The following is an 18,165-nucleotide window of genomic DNA, read 5'->3' as shown; positions in this document are numbered from 1 at the left end:
TCTATTTAAAATAAAATTACCGTAAAATTGTACACAATCAATAGCCATGCCATACGGTAGGAGTTTTATAAAAAAGACAGGAGTATTTGCATCGGGTTTCATGCCTACCCAGGCTACAGGCTTTGCTATGTATTCAGCAGGATTTGAATCAAGGAGGTCGCCGCTGGCCGAAAAAAGATTCAGCAGTTAGGCAGTTGAGGATACACTTGCAAGTATGAAAAAACAAATTGCTGACACTGTACTGGCAGCACTACGCTCTTTATGCCAATGCATTTTATAAGGATCTGCATAAGGTTAGTGAATGGAAGTCAGAAATTAGCACCATCCATGAAAGGTAAGAGAAACTATTCCCCCAGTATATCAGGTCTTCTTTCACGTGTTCGTTGGAGAGCCTGCTCGAAACGCCATTCTTCCACTTTACGAAGGTCGCCACTAAGCAATATTTCAGGCACTTTCCGCCCCCGGAAATCGGCCGGCCTCGTATAAACGGGAGGGGCAAGTAAATCATCCTGAAATGAATCGGTCAGTGCAGAAGTTTCATCATTGAGTACTCCTGGCAATAAGCGTGCAACTGCATCGGTCACTACGGCTGCTGCAAGTTCACCGCCGCTCAGAACATAGTCCCCAATAGAAATTTCCATTGTAACATATTCATCGCGGATCCGCTGGTCAATACCTTTATAATGGCCACAAATGATTACGAGGTTTTCAAGTAGAGAGAGTCTGTTGGCAGTTCGCTGTTCAAATCTTTCACCATCGGGTGTCATATAGATAACAGCATCGTATTTTCTATCAAGAGAAAGCTCATCAATAGCTTTTGCCAAAGGTTCGCACATCATTACCATACCCGCACCACCGCCATACTGGTAATCGTCAACCTGTCCATACTCATTAACAGCCCATTTGCGCAAATGATGGACCTGTACTTCAAGCAAACCTTTGTTCTGTGCACGTTTCATGATGGAATGACCCAATGGACTTTCCAGAAGTTCAGGAACAACGGAAATGATATCTATACGCATATTGCAAAGATAGGGGCTGATCTTTCATGGTGGTTTCAGGATATTATACTTAATTTAAATGCATTATCACTTTCATCAACTAATTGCTATATGAGAAATAAAGTTTTCCTCTGGAGTATTATCGTTGCACTCGGCGGATTCCTGTTTGGTTTTGATACTGCAGTTATATCCGGTGCTGAACAATCAATCCAGCAATACTGGCAGCTTAGCGATACGCAACATGGTCTCACTATATCCATTGCCCTGATAGGAACCATTCTGGGTGCTTTGATCAGTAGCTTCCCCTCAGAAAAACTGGGGCGTAAGAATACACTCATACTAATAGCAATTCTGTATTTATTTTCAGCGCTTGGTACAGCGCTTGCTACCAATTGGTATATATTTATGATCTTCCGGTTCCTTGGTGGCATAGGGGTTGGTGCCTCCTCCGTAACAGCACCCATTTATATTTCAGAAATTTCACCTCCTAAATCACGCGGCAAACTCGTTGCTTTATTCCAGTTCAATATCGTATTTGGAATTCTGGTGTCTTACCTGTCTAATTATATGATTGGCCAGGGTGGTGATTCATCCTGGAGATGGATGCTTGGGGTTCAGGTGATACCTTCATTGTTATTCCTGGTGTTGTTAAGACTGGTGCCCGAAAGTCCTCGATGGCTTATCGTTAAGAAGGGTAAAATAGATGAAGCTACGAAAGTGCTTAAGATCATAAACCCTTCTGGGTATGAAGCAGAGGTTGAAGAAATAAAAGCGGATATGATGCAGGATCGGACTGTTCAGGGAGCCGAACTGTTTTCGCCTAAACACAGGTTCCCCGTTTTTCTGGCCGTCAGTTTTGCGATCTTTAACCAGGTGTCTGGTATAAACGCAATCATATATTATGCGCCACGGATTTTTGAGATGACAGGATTAGAAAAAGAATCCTCTCTTCTTTCAAGTGTAGGAATTGGGTTAGTCAATTTCGTCTTTACATTGCTTGCCATGAATTTCATAGATCGGTTCGGGAGGCGAACCCTGATGTTAATTGGTTCAGTGGGTTTGATCATCACCCTTGGATTGGTTTCACGTGCCTTTTTCATGAATGATTTCGGGGGCTTGATGGTAACCATTTTATTATTGGTTTACATCGCATTTTTTGCTTTTTCCCAGGGAGCGGTAATCTGGGTTTTTATTTCTGAAATCTTTCCTAACCAGGTGCGAGCGAAGGGTCAAACACTTGGCAGTCTTACCCATTGGGTGATGGCAGCCATTATTGCTTTTTCATTCCCCATGCTGACCTCTTACCTGGGCGGAGGAACTACATTCCTGTTCTTTGCTTTGATGATGGTGCTGCAACTTGTATTCGTATGGAAACTAATGCCTGAAACAAAAGGCAGGTCACTTGAACAGCTGGAACATACTATCATTATGCATTAATAAAATCTTTCAAACTGAAAAATATGTCTGCAGCTTTTAACGTGGTATGCTATGGCGAAGTTTTATGGGATCTTTTGCCAACCGGAAGTAAGCCTGGAGGTGCTCCAATGAATGTAGCCTATCACCTGAAAAAGTTAGGTAATAATCCCGCTATGATCTCACGTGTGGGCTCAGATGACAGAGGTACTGAACTCTTAAAAATTTTCCAGGAAAAAGGCCTTAATACTGATTTCATCCAGAGAGATGATTCACTGCCTACAGGTATTGTTAATGCCACCCCTAATGAAAGGGGAGAGATGTCGTATGAAATTTGTGCACCTGTTGCATGGGATAATATACAATGGTTTGATTCGATGGAAGGTCTGATAAAAAATGCAGATCATTTTGTGTTTGGGAGCCTGGCTGCAAGAAACAGGCAATCGTATAATACCCTCTTCAAATTAATTGAAAGGGCAACTAATAAAGTGCTCGACATAAATCTTCGTTCACCCCATTTTAATGCTAAAACAGTGGAAGAATTATTGGCAGTTGCAGATATTGTAAAGATGAATGAAGATGAATTAAACCTTATCAGTGAATGGTATGGACCAATTGACAGCATACAGGAACGCATTTTATTGCTGCAGGAAAAATTCTGGATTCCCACCCTTATTGTTACAAGAGGTGCAAATGGTGCGATAGTAAACACAAACGGCGTTTTTTATGAACATCGCGGATATAAAGTAAAGGTTGCAGATACCGTTGGAAGCGGCGATTCATTCCTTGCTGCATTTCTCACAAAAAGCATTCATGGTTGGCATGCTGACCAGGCGCTTAGTTATGCCTGTGCACTGGGATCATTAGTTGCTTCAAGAGCAGGAGGATGTCCTGATTATAATTTGGAAGAAATTGAAAATATGTTAAAATAATGAATAGATGCAGATTTACTGCCTGAGGATCTTTCCGTCTTCCATTTCAATTACCCGGGATGTGCGTGCGGCGAATTCCGGATCATGGGTAACGATCAGAAGACTCTGGTTGAATTCCTGGGAGAGTTGTTGAAAAATTTCGAAGACAATTTCACTGTTTTTTTTATCCAGATTACCAGTGGGCTCATCACCCATAATGATCTGGGGCTCATTGATAAGCGCCCGGGCAATAGCAACCCTTTGTTTTTCCCCACCTGAGATCCGGTTTGCCTTTTTATTATAAAGATGCTCTATGCCCAGGGTGCGTAGCAGTTTCATAGCCCTGTCTTCCAGTACCTGTGTAGATAACTTGCCCAATTTTCGTCCGGGAAGGGTTATGTTTTCAAGTACGGTAAACTCATTCAATAAATAGTGAAACTGAAAAACGAATCCAATTTTTTCATTTCTAATTGCAGCAAGTTGTTGTTCTCTCTGGCCTGTTACTTTTTGATCATCGATCCATAATTCACCTTGGTAATCGGTATCCATTGTAGAGAGAATATAGAGAAGCGTAGATTTTCCGCAACCCGACTTACCAACAACAGACACGAATTCGCCCTTACCCACGGAAAAGGAAATATCATTCAGCACATTCATCTGAACCGGGTCAGTAAAAACTTTGGAGATATTACGGGCTTCAAGTATAATGTTGCTCATATTATTTTCCTCTGATAATTATCACCGGATCTACTTTACTTGCTTTTCTTGCAGGAAAATAGCCCGCAAGAAATGTGGTGAACATAGAAAAACTAAACCCGATTACATAGTAAATCGCATCATAGTTAATTGGGTATGTTTTTATTGTTGGCAGTGCGGCCGTATTGAATGGTATCTGGTCAATGATAGATGAGATTATAAATCCAAAAACCAGGCCTGTAAGTCCTCCGAAAAATCCTATGCTTAATGCTATAACCATAAAGATCCTGTTCACATCTTTACCGGAAAATCCGGTGGCTTTCATTATGGCTATTGAATCCATTTTTTCATAGATCATCATGTTGAGAATATTATATATCCCAAAACCAGCCACAATCAGCAGCGTTATCCCAACAGCGTATGATATAAGCGACCTTACCGAAGATCCTGTTTCAAACTGGGCATTCGCTGACTGGATATCTTCAGAATCAATGTTGAATGTTGTAGCGAACTCTTTTGCCATGGCAGGTGCATCATTGATATCCCTGACCTTTAATTGAATATCTGTTATATAGTCGGCTGGCTTTCCCAGCAACTTCTGAACAGTTTGTATGGAAGCGTAACTCTGAACCTTATCCAGATCCTGAAGACCTGATTGGAAATATCCGGCAACTTTTAGCCTGAAACTTTCACCCTGTGCGGTTGTGATCTGAACAACATCTCCTATATCCACAAGAAGTTTTTCTGCTAAACCTTTTCCCAGTATTATAGTATTGGCCAGATTCCTGATGTCAGCAGCATTTCCCTTTACCACGTAATCATTGAAAAAAAATAGTGCTGCTTCTGCTTCCACATCTATACCATCTATAACACCGGTAATATCGATATTGCCTTCATTGAAAAATACCTGTGCTTTTAGTTTTGGAGCGATACCAATTACCCGGTTATCCTGCTGCAATGTTTTTATTATGGCACCGCTATTATAGATAGACTCCCTGCTATTACCTGACCTTATCGAATGAAGAATATTGTGATTATCTTTAAACTCCGGATGTTCATAAACGGGTTGGTCTGCCTTGGGTTTAATTTCTGTGAAGAGCCTTACATGTGCGGTTCGGTTAAGAATGAGTGCATCCAGCATATCATTTAAGCCATTCATGAAACCCAGGAGCGTTATAAACATCGTTATACTGAAAGTGACCCCGATGGCCGCCACCAGTGTTTGTTTCCACCGGGCCATCAATAATGATAGTGCAATATCTATGATGAGCTTTGCATTCATTTGGATGGTAATAATATGATATCGGTTGTATCTAGTCCGCTGATAATCTCAGCTTTCCGGTAATCTTTTAAGCCAGTAACTACTTTTTTTATTGACTTATCTTCAAGCATTACCTGGTCATTTTCCAACAGGTAATTTCGGGGTATGGTCATTGTTTTTTCACGGGTTTGTATGATGATATTGGTTTCAGTGGAGAGGTTTGGATAAAGTTGGGCTGGCATTTTAGTAAACACCGCTTCTACTGTGAATGTGCCTGAACGCTCATTCATAATGGGATTGATTTTTGTTATATAACCTTCAAACACCTTCCCCTTGTAACTATCAAGGCTGATCAGCGTTTTTTGACCAGGTTTTATCCTTGCAATATCATATTCATCCACCTCAAGTTCCAAAAGGAAATCAGTTGCATTGCCAATAACTGCAACAGGCATCTGCGGCGATACTATTTCTCCTTTTTCCCTGAGGATTGAAAATACCATTCCATCCACCTCACTTCTGATAGTGAAGTCTTTCTGCAATGAAGCATTGATCTGTAGATTCTTCCTTGATTGTTTGGCAATAAACTCTATTTCTTTTTTTACTTCATTGTATCGCCTGACAGCTATTTCATAATTTTTATTTGAGGTTTGGGAAGCCAGTTCTCTCTGATCCAATTCGTTTTTAGTTCCTATACCTTCCGACCACAGGTTTTTCTGACGTTCATATAAAGTAGAATCGTTTTTGTATTTACGCTCAGCAATTTCTATTCCCGCATTTAACTCTTCCAGGCGGTCAGTCTTGTTGGAAGCAGCAGAATACTCAGCTGCCAGCTTTGCATTTTCGGTACTCAGTTCTGCAGCATCATTGGAAAGTATAATTAGTGGTGTTCCTTTACGAATGGTATCCCCCTCCTCAACCATTATTTCTTTTATTATACCGCTAACCGTAGAATAAACTTCATACTGGTTCCTGCTTTTAATGGTGCCGGAAGCATAAACCGATTCCGTGATACTTTCGATTATTGGTCTGGTTTTTTCCTGTTTATCCTTACAGGCTGTGCATAAGAAAATTACTATAACTGAACTGATTAGTAGTTGTCTCCAGGGTGACATAATTCCGGCTTGATTGGTATCTCGTTCTGATTACTAAAAGTACCTTAAGTTTTTCAATATTGACTTTTAACACCGGCTGATTGTTACTAATTTTAGGTCTATGAACCATCTTATCAGAAAGGCAAGGCCAACCGATTATCATGCTATCCTTGATATATGGGAAGAATCAGTAAGAGCAACGCATCATTTTCTTTCAGAGGCGGATATTATTTATTTCCGGCCCCTTATCAGGGATGAATACCTGGATCTGGTTGACTTATTTGTTATCACTGATGCGGATGAAACCATTCTTGGGTTTACTGGCATAGCCCCGAATAAGATAGAGATGTTATTTGTGGATCCGGGGGTTATGGCCAAAGGGTTGGGAAAGGCATTGCTTCTTTTTGCAGTGAATGAACAACATGCCAATTCTGTTGATGTAAATGAACAGAATGAGCGTGCGGTAGCATTTTATAGGCATATGGGTTTTGTAATAACAGGGAGGTCTGAAAAAGATGGATTGGGAAAACCTTATCCCCTTTTACATATGAGCTTCGAAAACCAGCGTAAAGTCATACTCGGCCTTGCTGTTTCACTGGATGGATTAATTGAAGGACCCAATGGAGAATACGACTGGTGTTTTACCGACCAGGATTATGGACTTAAAGATTTTTACGATCGTGTAGATGCTGTTTTTATAGGTCGCCTCACTTATGATCTTGTGAAATCAATGCCTGATGCAGGTGGTATGCCAAAACTAAAGCAATATGTCTTTTCGAATACGTTAGAATCACTGGATGATGAAAGCATTTTAATATCGGGAAATATTGAGGAGCAAGTGAAAAGTATTTTAAGGCAGTCCGGCAAAGATGTCTGGTTATATGGAGGATCCTCACTCACAACTTCACTTATGCAATTAGGTCTTGTTCATGAATTATGGTTATCCGTTCATCCCATTTTACTGGGAAAAGGGAAACCATTATTCCAGGGGATAAGTGAAAGGATCAAACTTACTCTCCTTGATTCTCATCCGTATGAAACCGGCCTTGTTTCATTACGGTATGCTATTAACCGGTAGTCCATATTCGTTTCCCCAGCCGATTGATGTAAATATTGGGTTACTTAGTATCTTTCCGGTATGTTCAAAGAGAACCCACTGCCGATCATACTTTTTAGTTTTGCCGTTATTATGGCAACCGCTGTAATGCAGTACCAGCAACCGGATTATAGTTTTTTTGATGGAGGATATATAATTGCCATCTTATTGACTATATTCCTGAAAGACGATCTCTACACAAGGATTTTCGGATTTACCGGCCTGGCTTTTACAGTCATATCCTTTTTCTATCAGGATTCAACTATCAGCATAAGCCAGGTATTGCTGCAAAGACTTTTTTCGGCTACAGTCATCATCATGACAATGATGTTGGTCATCTACCTTAAAAAACTTTACCGTAGTCTTGAAAAGGAAGAGCGACAGGTTACAGCACTTTTTGAACATGCAACTGAAGGTATAATCCTGACCAATGGTAAGGGAGAGATCATTCTGGTTAATCCGGAAGCAGAAAGACTTTTCAACTATCATAAATCTGAGCTCCTGGGGCAAGCAATTGAGATCCTGATCCCCATGCGTTTCCAACCTAACCACCATCATTATCGTAACCAGTTTTATGATAAACCAAGCAATCGCAGAATGGGGCAGGGAAGGGATCTGTATGCACGTCGGAAGGATGCTTCCGAATTTCCGGTTGAAGTAAGCCTAAGCCATTTCAGCGATAAGAAAGATCAGTATGCTATTGCTTTTATTATCGACATCACCCAACGCAAAGAAGCAGAACGTAAGCTATTGCTTCAAAAAGAACAATTGGAAAGAGTGACCAATGATGTTAGAAAACTAAATACTGATCTTGAAACCAAAGTAGAGGAAAGGACACTTATTCTTAAAGAAGCTTTGCAGGAACTGGAACGATCACAAATTGAATTGGAAGAAGCACTTAACAAGGAAAAGGAGCTTAATGAAATTAAAAGCAGGTTTGTATCAATGGCATCCCATGAATTTCGGACGCCACTTAGTACGATCTTATCATCGGCTACGCTCATAAGCAGGTACCAGCAACAAACGGAACAGCCACAGCGTGATAAACATGTTTTCCGGATCAAGGATGCCGTGCATCACCTCAATGACCTTTTGGAAGATTTTCTTTCATTCGGCAAACTGGAAGAAGGAAAGGTTGAAACACAGATTTCCCAATTCAATATTCATGAATTGGTTTTTGAAGTTGAAGAGGAGTTAAAAACTGTAATGAAAAAAGGGCAGGTATTTGAAACAAATTTGGAAGGATCTCCTCTTTGCGCAACAGATAAGCGTCTTTTAAAACATGTCCTGATCAATCTTTTTAGCAACGCGTTAAAGTTTTCGGAGGTAGAAAAACGGATCAGGGTGTCTATTTTCAGGGCTGATTGGGATGTTGTTATCAAGGTTAAGGATGAGGGTATCGGCATTGCTAAGGAGGATCAGGAATATCTTTTTGATAGTTTCTTTCGTGCTAAAAATGCATTCAATATTCAGGGCACCGGCCTGGGCCTTCATATTGTTAAAAGGTATATTGATCTGCTACAGGGGGAAATTTCGTTTGAGAGTGAACTGAATGTTGGTACTACAGTAACAGTAAAACTCCCCTGTAACCGCCTGAATTAAAACAGTGCTGGCAGGTTATTTGCATTTCCTGTATATGAACAGAAGCGTCATAGTGGCAATAATTGCGACCTTATACCTTTTGGTGTATATTATCTTGTACGTACTGGGTGCCGGGTCAGGATTGGTAACCATCCTTTTTACGCTTTCACCTCTGGTTGTATTGTGGTTGGTATTTACTGTCTTAAAGGATGATTCAGTACCGGTAAGGGAACTGGAAGACGGGGAAGAATGGGGATATGCAGACAGGCAGAAGGAAACACTGGGCTTGTTTTAATCAGTGGCAAGCCGCTGATTCAGGCCGGGCAGCTTCCAGCACCGGGCTTATAAAAGGTATTCCAAGGTTCAAACCACGAAGTATGAGTAAGATACCCATCGTAGCGATCACGTATGGTGTTAGCTTACGGATATTATTACGCATACTTATACTTGCGAGGTGACCAAACATGCTCAGGGCAACCATTGCCGGGAGAGTACCCGAGCCAAATGCAGCCATGAATAATATGCCATCCGTAATTTCACTGCTGCTTAATGCCCCCGCTATTGCCAGGTATACCATTCCACAGGGCAATAAACCATTTGCCATACCGAGAAAAAGGAAGGCTCCCGGTCTGCTATCTTTTAATAGCATCGCCATCCACTCCTGAACCTTATACTGTAGTTTTTTGAAAATTGAAGGTTGAATACGCGTCCTAGAACTTCCATAGCCTATCAATAAAAAAAGAACAACCACCCCCAACACAATCGAGAACCACTGCTGGAATCCGGCAAGATAAATTTGCCTTCCCATTATACCGAAAATGGCACCAAGAATTGAATAGGTCAGTACCCTCCCAAGATGATAATTTATTATAGCCAAATGCCTGCTTAAGCTGCTAAGATGCTGAACTGGTAAGGCAAAAGCTATGGGGCCACACATCCCCACACAGTGGAAACTGCTAATCAGCCCCAGGCTTAATCCGGCTATAAGTATTTCAATATTCATTATTGTACCTGCAGGAAGCTGTCATTATAAAATTGTTTTCCTTCAGCATTCCAGTTCACTCTTACACGATATGCTGCAGGCTGTACATCCTTTCCTACTGCAAATCGCTGTAAACCCTCTTTATCAGCCTGGAGAGCTATTTTACGATCTCTCTTAGAATCGGCAGCACAATAGAAATATACATCGCCAATCAGGTCCAACCCCTTCATTTCTTCCGGCATGTGCAAGATTATGCTGTCATGCTCTTGTCTTATAGAAACGCTTGTTTCCAGTGATTTTGCATTGTCGGTGGCATCTATTACATCCTGGTATGCCAACTCTTCTTTGTAATAATCCTTAGATACCAATTCAAATTCGGTTTGAAGACTCATGTATACCAAGGTTCCCATCAATAATGCAAATGCTATAAAAGTCAATAGTATTTTATGTCCGAAATTCATGTTCATATAATTTATGGTGCCACCGGTCCCAGGAAATTTGTTTTTAATACTGCGATCTTCTTTTCCCCTTCGTAAAGTCCGAGTGGTATCAATGTTTTTCTATCAAATATCGCCTTTCGTGGAAGTACTATAAAAAATGATCCAGAACCCTGGCCTTCCTGTTTAACAATTACGGGGCCACCTCCAATTATCTCAACTTTTCCATCAGCTCTCTCCAGCCTCACTGTTAATGGAATATCTGCCATCGTTTTATTTACGACTTTTATGTTGTAAAGATTGCTTATACTATCATTGCCCCTTTCCTGGTAAAGCATTCCCGGCGTTCTCATGATGGTTGCATCCACATCTTTACGGGTCACCAGTAGCGTAGTTAAGATTACCAGCAAAACCAACAATAAAGCTGTATAAAGCTTCATTCGGGTAGTATATTTTAGTGTCTCCCGGTTTTCAATTCCATTTTCTGAAGCATAACGTATCAATCCCCGCGGCCTTCCTATTTTGTCCATTATATTGTCACAGGCATCAATACACGCAGTACAATTCACACATTCGAGTTGAGTGCCATTACGGATATCGATACCTGTGGGACAAACCTTTACGCATTGTAAGCAATCAATACAATCACCAAGATGGAGGGATTCTTTTTCTTTGACTTTCCCCCTTGGTTCCCCTCTTTTATAGTCATATGCCACAATCAGGGAATTTCTGTCAAGTAACACGCCCTGAAGCCTTCCGTACGGACAAACAACCGTGCATGCCTGTTCACGGAAGAAAGCATATACGGCATAAAAAACTGCTGAGAAGATCATAATGGACGCAAGACCTCCAAGATGTTCTGAAACGCGTCCGGTTATGATAGTCCATAATGCATCCACACCAATTATATAAGAAAGAAAAAAATTGGCAATGAGAAAAGACATCAGGAAAAAAACCAGGTGTTTGGTTGATTTTTTGATGATCTTATTGGTGTTCCAGGACGATTTGGAAAGTAGTTTCTGCTCCGTGGCATCTCCTTCGATGGCATACTCTATTTTGCGGAATACCATCTCCATGAATATTGTTTGGGGACAAATCCACCCGCAGAAAAGTCTTCCGAAGGCTGCCGTGAACAATACAATAAATATCACAAATGCAACCATCGTTAACCCAAATATGAAAAAATCCTGAGGCCAGAACACCTTGCCGAATATGATGAATTTGGCCTCAGGAATATTGAAAAGGAAAAGTGGTCTTCCATTATATTTAATGAATGGAAGGGCAATAAAAACAAAAAAGAAAAACCAGCTTACATATGTTCTGTAATTGGTAAAACGACCTTTAGGTTTTTGTGCAAACACCCATTTGCGTTTGCCTCTGGCATCCACCGTTGCTATCCTGTCACGAAAACTGCTTTCATTCCGTATTTCCTTTTCCGTTGTTGACATTCCTTTTTATTTACTGAGCCGTTTTAGTGACTGCCGCTGAATCTTTAACCGGGGCTGCTGTTGAATCTGTAGCAGGCGCTTCCATATAAAGGTCACCCTGTTGAGCTTTAGGATTTGCCGGGTTCGATCCTTTGATGGATTTTATATAGCTGGATAGCTGGGCTATTTGCATAGGGCTGAAGTCTTCCTGCCATGCACGCATTCCTTTTTCCGGAACACCATATTTAATTGTCTTAAAGATATCATTGATCCTGCCACCATGTAACCAGTAATCGTCTGTAAGATTCGGACCTACAGTGCCTTCTCCCGCCTGTCCGTGACAAGCTGCACAGTTGGTAATATATGAGGCTTTACCTGCCGCTATAGCGCCCGCATCAAGCATCACCACGGTATTTTCATCAACCTTATTCGCTGATTTCTTCAAAAACTCCTCTTGTTGCTTTTCCGCCCTCGCCACTTCAATCTCATATTCCTGTATTGTTGATGGAGCACTATGCGTAACATGGAATCTCCAGAGATAGATCACGGAAAAAAGGATACAGGCATAGAATCCATAAAGCCACCATGGCGGCAGGTTATTATCCAGTTCCCTGATTCCATCATAATCATGACCAAGATCGATATCGGATTCTTTTTCAAGTGGCTTGAAACTGTTAAGTTTTGTCCACCAGTTCCCTTTGGCAGCTTTGGCTTTTGCTTTGGCAACTTTCTCTTCTTCTGTAACAATCTTTTCCCTCCGAAGCAATAACTGAAGGTTGTATAACATATATAGAATACTGATCAGCTCCATGAATATTATACCCACCATGAAGCCGAAGGTCAGTTTGTCAAGGCCGCCAACGCTTGTTGGTACAGTTGCAGCAGTAACTGCCGCCGCCTCCTGTGCAATAGATTCACCTGATAAAAGCGTAAGGAAAAAGATTAGTATCGCAGCTCCTGTTCCACTTGTCCGCGACTGCCTGTATTTTGTAATGAAAATATCTGCAGCACCATTTACTACCCAGGCCAGCAGAATATTTACCAGAGCAAGTGCTCCGATAATAATCAGAAGTGTTAATGCCAGCGGATTTTCAAGGCTGTTCTCAGCCTTTGGTCCCGTTGCACCTTTTGCCCAAAGAGTTTGGGATGCTGTAAGCAATGCCATCAGCATTATTCCTGTTTTGCCAGTGCGTTGCAGCATCAACATTGCTTTATTGCTAAAAAACATACCGGTTGTTTTATGAGTTTGTCTAGTTGTTCTTGTCTAAGGGTATATTGCTGATCTCGTCAATAAGTTTTTTGTCAGCCTTTATGGTCCATATCAGTACCAGAAGGAATATTACACTGAAGATCAATAGTGAACTCAGTCCAAATATGCTGATACCTGATATTGATTCGAGATAGTTGATGAATTTCATGTTGTAATTATTTGCGATTATTTTTCAGCTACCTGCGCTCCTTTAATATCTTTTCCAAGTCGCTGCAGGTATGCTATTAATGCCACGATCTCTGCATCTTTTGCAGTTTCAATTTTCTCCATCTTGAGGTTTATCCGAATGCCATTGGCCTGGTTCATGAGATCTTTGTTTGCCTTCTTGGCATAACCTTCCTCATAAGGAACGCCAAGGGTCTGCATGGCTCTGATCATTGCAGGTGTTCTGGAGGTGTCGATCTTGTCATCAAACAACCAGGTGTAGGATGGCATAATTGAGCCGGGGCTCATTGATTGCGGATCCAGCATATGATTGTAATGCCAGCTATCGGGGTACTTCCCACCCTGACGAGCCAGGTCGGGTCCGGTGCGCTTTGAGCCCCACTGGAACGGATGATCGTAAACAAACTCTCCTGCTTTTGAATATTCGCCATAACGCGCCACTTCATCGCGGAATGGTCTTATCATCTGGGAATGACAGGTATAGCATCCTTCCCTAATGTAAATATCCCTACCATGAAGCTCCAGAGCGGTGTACGGCTTTACACTTGAGATAGTGGGAACATTGCTTTTTATAAGAAAAGCAGGAACAAATTCAAGCACGCCTCCAATTGCAACAGCAATAAAACTGAAAACAAGCATTTGAATAGGTCTCTTCTCAATCCAACGATGCCAGTGCTCTTTGCCATGGGTAGCAATGACTTTTGGCAAAGGCGCGGCTTCTACTTCTTCATTGGCCACAAAGCTTCCTGCCTTCATTGTTTTATAGAGGTTATACACCATCACAATGGCACCGGCAAGGTAAAGCGTACCACCTATGCTCCTCGTGATATACATGGGGATGATGTTTGTTACTGTTTCCAAAAACTGGAATTTCAATTGACCTTCTTCTGTAAAGTTCTTCCACATCATACTCTGGGTAAAACCAGCCCAGTAAAGTGGAATTGCATACAATACAATTCCTATTGTACCAATCCAGAAATGGGTGCCTGCCAGTTTTTTGGAATAAAGTGGGGTATTGTACATGCGTGGAATTAACCAGTATAATACTCCAAACGTCAGGAACCCATTCCATCCCAATGCACCAACATGCACGTGTGCAATTATCCAGTCAGTAAAATGGGCAATGGCATTTACATTTTTAAGGCTTAGCATGGGGCCTTCAAATGTGGCCATACCATAACAGGTAACCGCAACTACAAGGAACTTTAATACCGGTTCTTCCCTCACCTTGTCCCAGGCACCACGAAGTGTGAACAATCCATTCAGCATACCTCCCCATGAAGGTGCAATCAACATAACAGAGAATACCACTCCGAGAGATTGTGCCCAGTCAGGTAATGCAGTATAAAGAAGATGGTGCGGGCCAGCCCATATATACATGAAGATCAGGGCCCAGAAGTGAATGATGGAAAGTCTGTATGAATAAACAGGCCTGTTGGCGGCCTTTGGCAGGAAATAATACATCAGTCCGAGGTAAGGGGTAGTCAGGAAAAACGCAACCGCATTATGACCATACCACCATTGCACTAAAGCATCCTGAACACCTGCATACCAGCTATAGCTTTTGAAAAGAGTAACCGGGATCTCAAAGCTATTAACGATGTGTAACATCGCCACGGTTACCCAGGTAGCAATGTAGAACCAAATGGCAACATAAAGATGACTTTCACGGCGCTTTAGAATGGTGCCAAACATGTTGATTCCAAAAATTACCCATACAAGGGTAATGGCAATATCAACCGGCCACTCAAGTTCCGCATATTCTTTGCCGGTAGTAAAACCTGCCCAGAGGGTCAGTGCCCCTACTAATATTATACCCTGCCATCCCCAGAAATGGATTTTACTTAAGAGGTCACTATACATCCTGGCTTTACAGAGCCGTTGCAGTGAATAATAAACTCCCATGAATATGCCATTCCCAACAAAGGCAAATATTACCGCATTGGTGTGAACAGGTCTCATTCTGCCAAAAGTGGTTGGAGCATAGTTGAGGTTGATGCCTGGATAAAATAAGGAGATGGAGGCCCAGAGGCCAGCCAGCATTCCCACAATGCCCCATAACATGGTAGCAAAGGCGAACCATTTAACGATCTTGTTGTCGTAACTGAACTTTTCAATCTGCATAAGAGGGACTGTTTATCAGGTTATTTTTCTGGACTATCATTGCCGGGTTTATCATCGAATAGCATTCTGACCGGAGGAGAAAACTCATCTTCATATTGACCGTCTTTGACGCTCCATATAAATCCGAGCAGGAATATCGCCGCAACAGCGATACTTGCAATTAGAAGCAATATGATTACACCCATGCCTGGTAAATTTTTGTAAAAGTATCTTCAGCGCATAGTGAGAATTATGATCATACTCACAAATTCAGGTGATTTTACTCACCGTCATAGTTTAAGCCACCTGGCGGTGAGATTGGTAGCGCTAAAAGTGAGTGCAATGATACTTAGAGAGCTGGCAGGCATAAGAATGGCTGCAACCAGCGGGCTTAGATCACCCTGAACCGCGAAGGAAAGCCCTATTATATTATAAACAATGCTCATAACAAAGCTCGCCATAACGATCATCCTGTTTGCTCTGCTCAGTTTGATGAAGCGATGAAGTTTACCCAGTTGCATTGACTCCATAATGCCATCACTTGCAGGAGTAAAGCTGTTGGTATCTTCTGCTAACGCAATCCCCAGGTTGCTTTCACGCATGGCAATGGCATCATTAAGTCCATCGCCAACCATCATGACTTTCTTACCCCGCCTCTGAAGGTGTTTGATATAGGCAAGTTTATCATGTGGTTTCTGGTTGAAAAGAATGGTAGTGTTCCGGCCTGCAAGTTTTTCTAATGCCTGTCTTTCGCCTGGATTATCTCCTGAAATAACAGAAATTTTATGTTCTGTACGCAGGTCACGAAGCAACTCATACACCGTATCGCGGTAATGATTGCGGAAACTGAAATAGCCACATATGCTTTTTCCCTTGGCCAGGTAAACCCTGGTTCCTTCAGAGCTGCCTTCTTGTCCCGTTAAATAAGTATGGGAGCCTAGCGCATATAAAACACCATTGACCATACCCTCAATGCCCTTACCGGTATGGTCGCGAAATCCCTCAACTGTAAGGTGGTTTCTGCCTAGTTGCTTTACCAGGGCTTTGCTGAGTGGATGCCCCGATTGAGAGGCCAGCGCTGAAACAGCTTCCCGATCAACTTTGGAAAGAGGTTCTCCTTCAAATGCGATATCATGCTGCTGGGTAGTGGTAAGTGTTCCGGTTTTATCAAAAACTATATGGTCAATGGTCGCCATTTCCTCAATGGCCTGGGCATTGCGCAGGTAAAGCTTATTTCTCCCCAGGATTCTAAGGATATTCCCATTGGTGAAACTGTTAGACAGGAGAAGTGCACATGGACAGGCTATGATCAATATTGCTGTAACTGCCGGCCAGATTCGGCTGCTGTCAAATATGCTCCAGTAAATCGCACTGATAGTTGCGATGGTAAATACTATATAGGTGAAATACCTGCTTAGCAGATGTACAAATGATACCCCTTTTTCTTCCGTTGATTTTTCATCGCCCTGGTTCCACAACCGTGTTAGGTAGCTTTGTGATACTTCTTTTACTACAAGTAGTTCCATATTACCACCTGTTTGTTTGCCCCCCGCGTAAATGATCTCCCCCATTTCCTTAAGAACAGGTAATGATTCACCAGTCACAAAACTATAATCGATAAAAGCTTTTCCCCGGGTTAGAATACCATCTGCAGGAACCAGTTCTTCATTATGTATAAGTAAAGTATCACCGGCTTTGATATCGGGCAGCGCGGTAGGTAATTCTTTATCCTCCTTAAGTACCGTGATAGCAATGGGAAAATATGCGGTATAGTCGCGCTCAAAAGATAATTGCTGGTAAGTTTTATCCTGTAATACGCGACCAATAAGCATGAAGAAAACAATTCCGGCAAAAGAATCGAAATAACCACTGCCGGTATCTGTAAGTACCTCAAAAATGCTTCGGAAAAAGGTTACCCATATAGCGAGCACAATGGGCGCGTCAATATTCAGAAACCGGTGCTGCAGGCTTTTCCAGGCTGATTCGTAAAAAGGTTGGGCACTGAAGAGGAGTACGGGTAAAGCAAGAATAAGGTTAAGATATCGGAAGGCGTATTGCAGGTGCTTCTCAGCAGATTCAAGTCCCAGGTATTCCGGGAAACTCATCAGCATGATATTCACAAAACAGAAGCCCGCAACACCAAGTTGATAGATCATCGTTCTTGGCAACCGCGGTTTTTTATCCTTCAGCTGGTTAAGTGAAATATATGGTTCATATCCAATATTGGTGAGCAATTCCGCTACTTCGCGTAGGTTTGTTTTGCCATGATTAAAAATGATATCAACCTCCTTTTGTGAAAAATTTACAGTGGTTCGTACAACAGCCCTGTTAAGCTTATGCAGGTTTTCAAGAAGGTAAAGGCAGGAACTGCAATGAATGTGTGGAAGGTAAAAATTAATATGAGTCTGTTCTTCATTCCTGAAGCTTATTAATTGTTGCTGGATCTTATCGTCTTCAAGGTAAGAGAATTTGTCTTTTCTGATTGGCTTCCGAAGGCTCTGGCCCGGGTTGGCGTTAAGGTCATAGTAATCACAGAGCCCATTGTGGCTTAGAAGTTGGTATACGGTTTTGCAGCCTTCACAACAGAATGGTTGTTCTTCATGAAGAATATAACCATCAATACAATCTTCTCCGCAGTGATAACAGGCGGTCATTTTATTTACAGCTATAGGCACCCAAAATATTTTGCGCTAAACTAAATTTAAGCGTTTTCAGTGGTAGTGATTAGATT

At 41.8% G+C, this 18,165-nt stretch carries 18 protein-coding genes; 6 read left to right on the top strand and 12 right to left on the bottom strand.

The features are described 5' to 3' along the window. The first annotated feature begins 46 nt into the window (after positions 1–46). Positions 47–190 (top strand): hypothetical protein, encoded by a 144-nt coding sequence (locus HY58_RS19505; protein ID WP_156123660.1) that lies wholly within the window; start codon positions 47–49, stop codon positions 188–190. Positions 191–344: 154 nt separating this feature from the next. On the opposite strand, the gene trmD is transcribed toward HY58_RS19505, so the two are convergent. Then, positions 345–1,022, bottom strand: coding sequence for a tRNA (guanosine(37)-N1)-methyltransferase TrmD (gene trmD / locus HY58_RS11335; protein ID WP_039131829.1), 678 nt, complete (start codon positions 1,020–1,022; stop codon positions 345–347). A 90-nt stretch (positions 1,023–1,112) separates the two neighbouring features. Here trmD and HY58_RS11330 point away from each other — a divergent pair, with 90 nt between their 5' ends. Both HY58_RS11330 and HY58_RS11325 read left to right on the top strand, forming a co-directional pair. Then, on the top strand, positions 1,113–2,438 hold the full coding sequence (locus HY58_RS11330; protein WP_039132104.1) for a sugar porter family MFS transporter: 1,326 nt from the start codon (positions 1,113–1,115) through the stop codon (positions 2,436–2,438). 23 nt (positions 2,439–2,461) lie between these two features. Next, positions 2,462–3,346 carry a carbohydrate kinase gene (locus HY58_RS11325; protein ID WP_039131827.1) on the top strand — a complete coding sequence of 295 codons (885 nt, stop codon included), beginning with the start codon at positions 2,462–2,464 and terminating at the stop codon, positions 3,344–3,346. Between the two features lie 15 nt (positions 3,347–3,361). Here the strand turns inward: HY58_RS11325 and HY58_RS11320 are convergent, their stop codons facing one another. The 3 genes from HY58_RS11320 to HY58_RS11310 are packed head-to-tail and all read right to left on the bottom strand — an operon-like array spanning position 3,362 to position 6,394. Continuing rightward, entirely contained in the window at positions 3,362–4,042 is a 681-nt protein-coding gene (locus tag HY58_RS11320; RefSeq protein WP_039131825.1) for an ABC transporter ATP-binding protein, read from the bottom strand. Between the two features lies 1 nt (position 4,043). Continuing rightward, on the bottom strand, positions 4,044–5,303 hold the full coding sequence (locus tag HY58_RS11315; RefSeq protein ID WP_039131824.1) for an FtsX-like permease family protein: 1,260 nt from the start codon (positions 5,301–5,303) through the stop codon (positions 4,044–4,046). After that, on the bottom strand, positions 5,300–6,394 hold the full coding sequence (locus tag HY58_RS11310; RefSeq protein ID WP_039131821.1) for an efflux RND transporter periplasmic adaptor subunit: 1,095 nt from the start codon (positions 6,392–6,394) through the stop codon (positions 5,300–5,302). Before HY58_RS11310 ends, HY58_RS11315 begins: the two co-directional genes overlap by 4 nt. 100 nt (positions 6,395–6,494) lie before the next feature. On the opposite strand from HY58_RS11310, the gene HY58_RS19880 reads away from it, so the two are divergent. From HY58_RS19880 to HY58_RS11290, 3 genes are read left to right on the top strand one after another with little or no spacing between them, the layout of a single operon-like run. After that, complete coding sequence (locus HY58_RS19880; RefSeq protein ID WP_156123659.1) at positions 6,495–7,451, top strand: GNAT family N-acetyltransferase; 957 nt, start codon at positions 6,495–6,497, stop codon at positions 7,449–7,451. Positions 7,452–7,511: 60 nt separating this feature from the next. Continuing rightward, entirely contained in the window at positions 7,512–9,071 is a 1,560-nt protein-coding gene (locus tag HY58_RS11295) for a PAS domain-containing sensor histidine kinase (RefSeq protein WP_253271551.1), read from the top strand. 34 nt (positions 9,072–9,105) lie between these two features. Then, positions 9,106–9,345: a hypothetical protein gene (locus HY58_RS11290; RefSeq protein ID WP_039131819.1), complete on the top strand. Its 240-nt coding sequence runs from the start codon at positions 9,106–9,108 to the stop codon at positions 9,343–9,345. Here HY58_RS11290 and HY58_RS11285 read toward each other — a convergent pair whose 3' ends face one another. From HY58_RS11285 to HY58_RS11250, 8 genes are all read right to left on the bottom strand, one after another. Further along, complete coding sequence (locus tag HY58_RS11285; protein WP_039131816.1) at positions 9,346–10,053, bottom strand: sulfite exporter TauE/SafE family protein; 708 nt, start codon at positions 10,051–10,053, stop codon at positions 9,346–9,348. Beyond that, complete coding sequence (locus HY58_RS11280) at positions 10,053–10,493, bottom strand: FixH family protein (RefSeq protein ID WP_172644649.1); 441 nt, start codon at positions 10,491–10,493, stop codon at positions 10,053–10,055. Before HY58_RS11280 ends, HY58_RS11285 begins: the two co-directional genes overlap by 1 nt. Before the next feature lie 11 nt (positions 10,494–10,504). Then, complete coding sequence (gene ccoG / locus HY58_RS11275) at positions 10,505–11,917, bottom strand: cytochrome c oxidase accessory protein CcoG (RefSeq protein ID WP_039131811.1); 1,413 nt, start codon at positions 11,915–11,917, stop codon at positions 10,505–10,507. 10 nt (positions 11,918–11,927) lie between these two features. Then, complete coding sequence (locus HY58_RS11270; protein ID WP_216593797.1) at positions 11,928–13,124, bottom strand: cbb3-type cytochrome c oxidase N-terminal domain-containing protein; 1,197 nt, start codon at positions 13,122–13,124, stop codon at positions 11,928–11,930. A gap of 22 nt (positions 13,125–13,146) precedes the next feature. Further along, positions 13,147–13,314 (bottom strand): hypothetical protein, encoded by a 168-nt coding sequence (locus HY58_RS11265; protein ID WP_039131808.1) that lies wholly within the window; start codon positions 13,312–13,314, stop codon positions 13,147–13,149. A 17-nt stretch (positions 13,315–13,331) separates the two neighbouring features. Further along, positions 13,332–15,455: a cytochrome-c oxidase, cbb3-type subunit I gene (ccoN, locus tag HY58_RS11260; RefSeq protein WP_039131806.1), complete on the bottom strand. Its 2,124-nt coding sequence runs from the start codon at positions 15,453–15,455 to the stop codon at positions 13,332–13,334. Between the two features lie 20 nt (positions 15,456–15,475). After that, complete coding sequence (ccoS, locus tag HY58_RS11255) at positions 15,476–15,640, bottom strand: cbb3-type cytochrome oxidase assembly protein CcoS (RefSeq protein WP_039131804.1); 165 nt, start codon at positions 15,638–15,640, stop codon at positions 15,476–15,478. Positions 15,641–15,724: 84 nt separating this feature from the next. Further along, complete coding sequence (locus tag HY58_RS11250) at positions 15,725–18,109, bottom strand: heavy metal translocating P-type ATPase metal-binding domain-containing protein (RefSeq protein ID WP_253271549.1); 2,385 nt, start codon at positions 18,107–18,109, stop codon at positions 15,725–15,727. Positions 18,110–18,165 lie beyond the last annotated feature (56 nt).

Origin of the sequence: Flavihumibacter sp. ZG627 (assembly GCF_000814325.1) — a bacterium.
Classification (GTDB): domain Bacteria; phylum Bacteroidota; class Bacteroidia; order Chitinophagales; family Chitinophagaceae; genus Flavihumibacter.
The sequence above is the reverse complement of the archived record's forward strand: the minus strand, read 5'-3'. Positions and strand labels throughout refer to the sequence as shown.

Coding starts and splice junctions, on each gene's coding strand:
- HY58_RS19505 (WP_156123660.1), top strand. CDS start 47: ATGCCATACGGTAGGAGTTTTATAAAAAAGACAGGAGTATTTGCATCG.
- trmD (WP_039131829.1), bottom strand. CDS start 1,022: ATGCGTATAGATATCATTTCCGTTGTTCCTGAACTTCTGGAAAGTCCA.
- HY58_RS11330 (WP_039132104.1), top strand. CDS start 1,113: ATGAGAAATAAAGTTTTCCTCTGGAGTATTATCGTTGCACTCGGCGGA.
- HY58_RS11325 (WP_039131827.1), top strand. CDS start 2,462: ATGTCTGCAGCTTTTAACGTGGTATGCTATGGCGAAGTTTTATGGGAT.
- HY58_RS11320 (WP_039131825.1), bottom strand. CDS start 4,042: ATGAGCAACATTATACTTGAAGCCCGTAATATCTCCAAAGTTTTTACT.
- HY58_RS11315 (WP_039131824.1), bottom strand. CDS start 5,303: ATGAATGCAAAGCTCATCATAGATATTGCACTATCATTATTGATGGCC.
- HY58_RS11310 (WP_039131821.1), bottom strand. CDS start 6,394: ATGTCACCCTGGAGACAACTACTAATCAGTTCAGTTATAGTAATTTTC.
- HY58_RS19880 (WP_156123659.1), top strand. CDS start 6,495: ATGAACCATCTTATCAGAAAGGCAAGGCCAACCGATTATCATGCTATC.
- HY58_RS11295 (WP_253271551.1), top strand. CDS start 7,512: ATGTTCAAAGAGAACCCACTGCCGATCATACTTTTTAGTTTTGCCGTT.
- HY58_RS11290 (WP_039131819.1), top strand. CDS start 9,106: ATGAACAGAAGCGTCATAGTGGCAATAATTGCGACCTTATACCTTTTG.
- HY58_RS11285 (WP_039131816.1), bottom strand. CDS start 10,053: ATGAATATTGAAATACTTATAGCCGGATTAAGCCTGGGGCTGATTAGC.
- HY58_RS11280 (WP_172644649.1), bottom strand. CDS start 10,493: ATGAATTTCGGACATAAAATACTATTGACTTTTATAGCATTTGCATTA.
- ccoG (WP_039131811.1), bottom strand. CDS start 11,917: ATGTCAACAACGGAAAAGGAAATACGGAATGAAAGCAGTTTTCGTGAC.
- HY58_RS11270 (WP_216593797.1), bottom strand. CDS start 13,124: ATGTTTTTTAGCAATAAAGCAATGTTGATGCTGCAACGCACTGGCAAA.
- HY58_RS11265 (WP_039131808.1), bottom strand. CDS start 13,314: ATGAAATTCATCAACTATCTCGAATCAATATCAGGTATCAGCATATTT.
- ccoN (WP_039131806.1), bottom strand. CDS start 15,455: ATGCAGATTGAAAAGTTCAGTTACGACAACAAGATCGTTAAATGGTTC.
- ccoS (WP_039131804.1), bottom strand. CDS start 15,640: ATGGGTGTAATCATATTGCTTCTAATTGCAAGTATCGCTGTTGCGGCG.